General features: G+C 27.1%; 7 protein-coding genes. 5 read left to right on the plus strand and 2 right to left on the minus strand.

Going from position 1 to position 7254, the window contains the following annotated elements; genetic code table 11:
• The 5 genes from ACRDDY_RS02120 to ACRDDY_RS02140 form a co-directional block, all read left to right on the plus strand.
• Nucleotides 1-417 (plus strand): NUDIX domain-containing protein (locus ACRDDY_RS02120; RefSeq protein WP_438563322.1); only part of this gene is annotated, 417 nt, incomplete at its 5' end.
• Nucleotides 418-447: 30 nt separating this feature from the next.
• A complete protein-coding gene (locus tag ACRDDY_RS02125) occupies nt 448-933 on the plus strand; it encodes a GNAT family N-acetyltransferase (RefSeq protein ID WP_438563323.1) in 486 nt (161 codons plus the stop codon).
• A gap of 161 nt (nt 934-1094) precedes the next feature.
• Entirely contained in the window at nt 1095-2096 is a 1002-nt protein-coding gene (locus tag ACRDDY_RS02130) for a glycosyltransferase (protein WP_438563324.1), read from the plus strand.
• A 107-nt stretch (nt 2097-2203) separates the two neighbouring features.
• A complete protein-coding gene (locus tag ACRDDY_RS02135; protein WP_438563325.1) occupies nt 2204-3523 on the plus strand; it encodes an efflux RND transporter periplasmic adaptor subunit in 1320 nt (439 codons plus the stop codon).
• Between the two features lies 1 nt (nt 3524).
• Nucleotides 3525-6539 (plus strand): efflux RND transporter permease subunit, encoded by a 3015-nt coding sequence (locus tag ACRDDY_RS02140; RefSeq protein WP_438563326.1) that lies wholly within the window; start codon nt 3525-3527, stop codon nt 6537-6539.
• A 28-nt stretch (nt 6540-6567) separates the two neighbouring features.
• Here ACRDDY_RS02140 and ACRDDY_RS02145 read toward each other — a convergent pair whose 3' ends face one another.
• Nucleotides 6568-7032, minus strand: a complete 465-nt coding sequence (locus ACRDDY_RS02145) for a threonine/serine exporter family protein (protein ID WP_438563327.1) — start codon at nt 7030-7032, stop codon at nt 6568-6570.
• Nucleotides 7033-7254 (minus strand): threonine/serine exporter family protein (locus ACRDDY_RS02150; protein WP_438563328.1); only part of this gene is annotated, 222 nt, incomplete at its 5' end.

Genomic DNA, 7254 nt, shown 5'->3' on the forward strand with positions numbered 1-7254 from the left:
AAATTAGATACAAGGGCGGCAATATTTAAAGATGATAAGATATTACTTGTAAAAGAGAATAATGGTACATGGTCTATGCCAGGAGGCTGGGTTGATGTACTAGAGTCAATAGAATCTAATACTATTAAAGAAGTTCAAGAAGAAGCAGGGATTTTAGTTAAAGCAGAAAGAATAATAGCAATTCAAGATAGAAATAAACATAATAAGCCAATTTATGCTTATGGTGTTTGTAAAGTATTTGTTCAGTGTAGAAAAATTAATGGAGAGTTTAAGAAGAATATAGAAACAGTAGAAAGTGAATATTTTTCACTAGAAAGTTTACCAAAGAAATTAGCAAATGAAAAGAATACTAAGAAGCAAATAGAAATGTGCTTTGAAGCAAATAATTCAAAGTCTTGGGAAACATTATTTGATTAAAAATTATGGGTAAAATAAGGGAGAGAGAAAATGAAAATAAGATTAGCAGGACTAGAAGATAGAGAACAAATTGTAGAATTAATAAAAAGAAGAATGAAGTGGATGGATAAGAGAAATTTGTATCAATGGAATAAAACAAATTATTTAGAAAGATACCCTAATAAATATTTTGATAAAATAATTAATGAAAAAATAGTATTTGTGGCTAATGAAAATGCAAAGGTAGTTGGAGTAATGGCTTTATTTAAGGAAGATGATAGATGGGAAACTAAAGATAAGGCATTATATGTACATCATTTAGCTATAGATGAAGAGTTTAAAGGGTTAGGAATAGAAATGTTAAAATTTGCAGAAAAATATGGTACAGAAGTTAAAGTAGAATTTATTAGGTTAGATTCACAGAAAACTAACTTTAAATTGAATAATTATTATGAGAATATTGGATATAAAAATGTCGGAGAATGTATTGATGGTGTTTATGAAGGATATAGACGAGAAAAAAGAGTAATAGAATAAATAATATTGAGGGTTAAGTAAGGGTGTTTCTTAAATAGAAACACCTTTTTAAATATTATGAAATTAGCTTTACAGAATAAAAATTATTAATATGTTGTATAAGTTAGAGAGTCTTTGCATATCTATAGAATAAATAAAATTAAAATGCTTAGGGGGAGTTTATGAAAAAGAAAGAGATAAGCCTTTGTATAATAAGTAAGAATGAAGAAAACTTAATAAGAGGATGTATAGAAGGTGCAAAGGATATAGTTTCAGAAATAATTGTAGTAGATACCGGATCAAAAGATAGAACTGTAGAAATTGCTAAAGAATATGGAGCTAAAGTTTATAATGAGGAATTTTATTATGATTTTGCTGAATTAAGAAATAGATGTATTCAAAAAGCTACTAAAGACTGGATTCTTTTTTTAGATTGTGATGAGGTTTTAGAAGATAAAAAAGAAATTTTAAAAGTACTAAATGAAATAACTAATGAAGTAGCCATTAGTTTAAGAATAGGAAGTTATTTAGATAGTATTAAGAGAAGTGAAGATAATATAATAAGACTTTTTAAAAGAGATGAAAAGATTAAGTTTAAAGGAAAAGTCTATGAATCAATAGAAGAAAGTATAAAGCTGAATTATGGTGAAGAAAAAATAAAGTATTCAAACATTAAAGTAAAGCATTATGGAAGTGATAAAGAAAAGGTTGACTTAAAAAGAAAAATAAGTAGGAATCTAAAAATATTATCTTTAATGAGTGAAGATGAAAAGGATGAGAAATATTTTTTTGATTTAGGAAATGAATATGGAAGAATGGAAGATTATGATATGGCTTTAGAAAAATATGAAAAGGCATTTGAACTTGAGAAGAGCAAAAAAGTAGATAAATGTAAATTAGTTATAAATAAAGCAAAAGCCATGCACAAGTTAGAGATGTTTTCTGATGAGTTAGATTTTATAAAGGAAAATCTTTTGGAGTTTAATGATTTTAAGGATTTGTATTTTTTAAAATGTCTTTGTGAAGTACAGATGGGACATTTTCATGATGCAAAAGAAAGTATTGAAGAATATATGAAAAAAGAAACTTTAATAAAATATCCATCAAGTGAATTCGAAAATGCTATATGTTTAGAAGACTTTTATAAAAATATAAGTGAAATTGCAGATGCTGTGAATATGTAAAAGAAGAGAGGAATTTATCTAAAATTTATGATAGATTCCTTTTTTAATGTTATAATATTAACAAATAATTAAAATAATTAACAAAAAGTGAATATGGAGGGGCTGAATTGAGAAGGAATAAGATATTAAAGTTAATGGGTATAGCTTTAATAATAGGAATGGGAATTTTTATAATAAATAAAAATTATGATAAAGAAGTAGAGGCTACTGATGAAGTTTTAACTAATGTAATAGTTCAAACTTTAGGAGAAGAAAAACTTAGAGATAGAATGAAATATTCAGGAAGACTTTCATATGGAAGAGAAGAAAATTTAATTGCTATGGTAGATGAAAAAGTTACATATATAGGAGTTAAAGAAGGGGATATAGTAAAAAAAGGTGATGTATTAGTAAGATTTGATTCATCAAAAGTAGATGAAAGTGTGGAAAAAGCAAAAAGAGATTATGAAGATGCATTGAAAAAATCAACTGAAGACATGGAAAAATTAGAAAATTTAAAGAAGAATATAAGTTTTATAAAAGAGGATATAAAGAAATTAAGAAATGAAAAGCAATCTATAGAATTTAAAATCAAAGATATTGAAAATGAATTACAAGACATTGAAGAAAAATTTAAAAATAATGAAATATGTGAAGAGGAATACAATATTTTAAAAGAAGAGAAAAAAAAGTTGCTAAATGAAAAAAATTTAAGGGTAAAAATTTTAGAAAAAGAGATACAAGGGAAAGAGTTAGAATTAATTGCTTTAGAAAAAGGAATTGAAGGATTAGAAAAATTAAATTTAGGAAAGCTTAGTTTAGAATCTACAAAAAAGGTTTATGAGCAAATGAGTAAGGTGAAAGAAAATTATATTTTAAGATCTCCTATAGATGGGGAGGTTTTAAGTATAAATTGCTATTTAAATGAGAAAATAGAAAATAAAATGATACCATCAATTTCTATTGGAAATAAAAGTGAATTGAACTTTAGATTTGGAGTAGATGAAGATGAGATAAAAAGATTTAAAGTAAATGAAGAAGTTAGTATGGAAATTGAAAAAGAAAAAAATATGTTAAAAGAAAAAGGGTATATAAAAGATATTGGTAGAAAAAAAGATGCTAGAACAGGTCAGTATATGGTAACTGTAAAAGTTCCTAATAATAAAGATTATGATGTGCAAGCATTTGCAAATTGTTTTATAAAAAATACTGAGAAAAAAGAAAAAAATATGATAAGCAAGAATGCATTAATAAGAGAAGAAGAAAAGAATTTTGTATATATAGTTGAAGATGGTGAAATTGAAAAACGAGAAATAAAAATAAGTGAAGAAAATAATCATAGTATAAAAGTTGTAGAAGGGTTAAAAAATGAAGATAAAGCAGTAATCCGTGGAAAAGAATATGTAGAAGAGGGACAGGCTGTGAATATTGTAGAGGAGGATTTATAGGATGAAGATATGGGAATTTAGTATCAAGAGGCCAATAACAATATTTATGGCAATAATTGCAGTGCTTATATTTGGAGCAGTATCATATACAAGATTAAATTTAGATATGCTTCCTAATATGAATATGCCAATGCTTATGGTTAATACAAACTTAATGGGGGCATCACCAAGTGAAATTGAGGAAACTGTAACGAAGAATTTAGAAGAAGTTATAAGTACTGCAAGTAATGTGAAAAGTGTAAAATCTATATCTAAAGAGGGAAATTCAGTAGTAATGGTTCAATTTGAAGATGGAACAGATATGGATTTTGCATCATTAGAAATAAGAGAAAAAGTGGATATGATAAAGGGGATTTTACCAAAAGATACAATGAATCCTATGATTATAAAAATGGATCCATCTATGATGCCAATTATGAATTTTGGAGTTAGCCTAAAAAATGAGTTAAGTGAAAAAATAAGTGATTTTACTGAGAATATAGTAAAAAAAGAACTTCAAAGTATAGATGGGGTTGCTTCAGTTAATCTTTCAGGAGCATACAATAAAACAGTAAAAATACAAGTTGATGGTGATAGATTAAATTCTTATGGATTAAATATGCAAACTTTATTAAGTGCTATAAAAAGTGTAGATATAAACTACCCTATAGGAAATATTATTGAAGGTGATTATGAAGTTTTAGTAAGAACAAGTAGTGAGATAACTTCCTTAGAGGATTTTTCAAATATAAGTTTAAAAACAAATACAGGAGAAATTAAAAAGTTATCTGATATAAGTACTATTGAGTATAAAAATGAAAAGGGAGAAGATTTTGCAAAAATAAATGGAAATGATGCTCTTATATTGACTATCCAAAAAGAAAGTATGGCGAATACTGTTGAGGTTACAGAACGAGTAAAGAAAAAATTGGAACAATTAAAAAGTGAAAATAATAATTTAGAAGTAATAAAGATTATGGATCAAGGTGAAGTAATAGAATTTATGGTGGATGCAGTAAAAAGAAATGCAATTATAGGAGCCATATTAGCAGTAATAGTATTACTTTTATTTTTAAAAGATATTAGAACAACTATAATTATGGGAATATCAATACCTATTTCGATAGTTTGGACATTTGTTTTAGTTTATTTTGGAGGGTTAACTCTTAATATGATTTCTCTTGGAGGAATAGCACTTGGGGTTGGAATGCTTGTAGATAACTCAATTGTAGTTATAGAGAGTATATATAGATATAAGAAACTCGGCTATTCTAATAAAGAGGCAGCAAGTCTTGGAACAAAGGAAGTAGCACAGGCTATAATGGCATCTACATTAACATCTATATGTGTATTTCTTCCTATAGTATTTGTTGAAGGAATGGCAGCCGATATATTTAAAGAAATGGCACTTACAGTAACATTTTCTTTACTATCATCTCTAATGGTTTCATTTACATTAGTACCAGTTTTATGTAGCAGATTATTAAAAAATACTAGTTTAGATAAAAAGAATAAGGTAGTTGAGAAGCTTAAAGTGAAATATGCTAAAGCATTAGAATATAGTTTAAAACATAAAAAGAAAGTAATATTTTCAGTATGTTTATTTATAGCAATTGGAGTTGTGGTTCTTTTAAATACAAAGATGGAGTTTTTCCCAACAGCAGATCAAGGGATTATAAGCATAAAGGTTGAAGTACCTAAAGGGATAAAGGGAGAATTTATATTAGAAACTTCTAAAAAAGTATTAGAAATGGTAAGTGAAGTAGAAGATGTAAAAACAGTCTCAATAGTGGGAAATAAAAAAAGTTCAACAATATATGTAATATTAGAGAAGGATACAAAAAAGAAAGATAAGGAAAAGGAAAGAGAAGTAAGAGAAAAAATCGGTAATATCCCAGGAGCTAAACTTGAGGTTTCATCAGGTGGAATGCAAATGACAAGTGGTTCACCTATAAGCATTAGTATAAAGGGAGAAGATTTTAAGGTATTAGAGGAGATAAGTAATGATGTAATAAAAAACATGAAGGAGATAGATGGAATAGAAAATATAAAATCTTCAAATAGCCTAAAGACTGATGAAATAAAACTTAAAATAAATAAAGAGAAGGCTGCAAAGTATGGATTGAATGATATATTAATTGCACAATCAATAGGATCATATTTTAAAGAAACTAAGGTGATGGACTCTAAAATAGATAGTCAAAATTATGAAGTGTATGTCTCATTAAAAGATAAGGCGAATTTAGAGCTAGCATCTTTAGAAGATATTACAGTAACAAATATGACAGGAAGTTCAATTCCATTAATGCAAATTTGCACTTTAGAAAGAGGAAAAGGATATTCAGAAATTTCAAGAAATGGGTCATTAAGAGAAATAAATATTCAAGCTGGATTAGATGGAAGTAAGACTTTAAGTGAAGCAAAAAATGAAATACAAAAAAGTCTTCAAAATTATAATATAGTAAATGGATATGAAATTGTTTATGGTGGTGAAATTGAACAAATGGAAGAAGCTTTTTCACAACTATTATTAGCATTAGTTTTAGCAGTGATACTTGTTTATATGGTAATGGCAGCTCAATTTGAGTCTTTAATAAATCCATTTATAATAATGTTTACAGTTCCAGTAGCATTTGTTTCAGCTATAATAACGTTATTTATGACTAATGTTACAGTAAGTATTCCTGCTATGATTGGCTTTATTATGCTTACAGGAATAATAGTTAACAATGGAATTGTATTAATAGATTTTATAAATAAAGAAAGAGAAAAGGGAAAAGAATTAAATGAAGCAATTATAAGTGCAGGAAAGATAAGACTTCAACCAATCTTAATGACAGCATTTACAACTGTTATAGGTCTTTTACCTATGGCACTAGGATTTGGTGAGGGGAATGAAATACAATTACCTCTTGCAATGACTGTGATTGGTGGTTTAACTGTTGGAACAATTTTAACTTTAATAGTAGTTCCAGTAATTTATAGTATATTTGATAAGATATTGATAAAGTATAAAGAAAAAATAAAGAAAAAATAAAAAATCTAGGCTTTCTTGAAAAGGAAGCCTAGATTTTACTTTTAGATTTTAAAAGTTTTTTATTTTTTTGAATATAATAATGTCTTGTTATAGTTGATATAAATAAAATCCCAAGGGCTAAAGCACCGGCATTTGAAAGTGTATCTATAGCAAGATTTAATGCTTTTATTGTGTCACCAGAAACAGCAGCATACATTGTATAGTACATACCAGAACCTGGAACTAATGGAATTAAAGCAGATATAATAAGGGTTGTAACAGGGGTTTTAAGTTTTCTTGCTAAAATTTCAGAGTAAATACTAAAACAAACAGCTGAAATAAACATAGCAAAGGTTACAGATGGATTAAATAAAAGGCAAAACTTATATATAAACCAACTAAGCCCGCCTGCAATAGAAGAAAATATAAGATTTCTTCCTTTTATATTAAAAATTACTCCAAAACCTATAGTAGAAATAAAGGCTAGGAATGTTTGAAATAAAATATCTCTCATTTAAATACCTCCAAAAACTTTAATCCAAAAGCTAAGAACTATACCAGTTCCAGCAGCAATTGAAACAGCAATTAAAAAAGCTTCAAAGGCTTTAGTAATTCCAGATAAAAAATCACCTGCAATAGTATCACGAATAGCATTTGTTATAGCTAGCCCAGGAACTAGAAGCATAATGCCTCCAATTATAGTGTTATCAATATTATTTATTAATTTGAGCTTTAA

The sequence above is a fragment of the Clostridium sp. genome, assembly GCF_051656525.1.
Taxonomy (GTDB): domain Bacteria; phylum Bacillota; class Clostridia; order Clostridiales; family Clostridiaceae; genus Clostridium.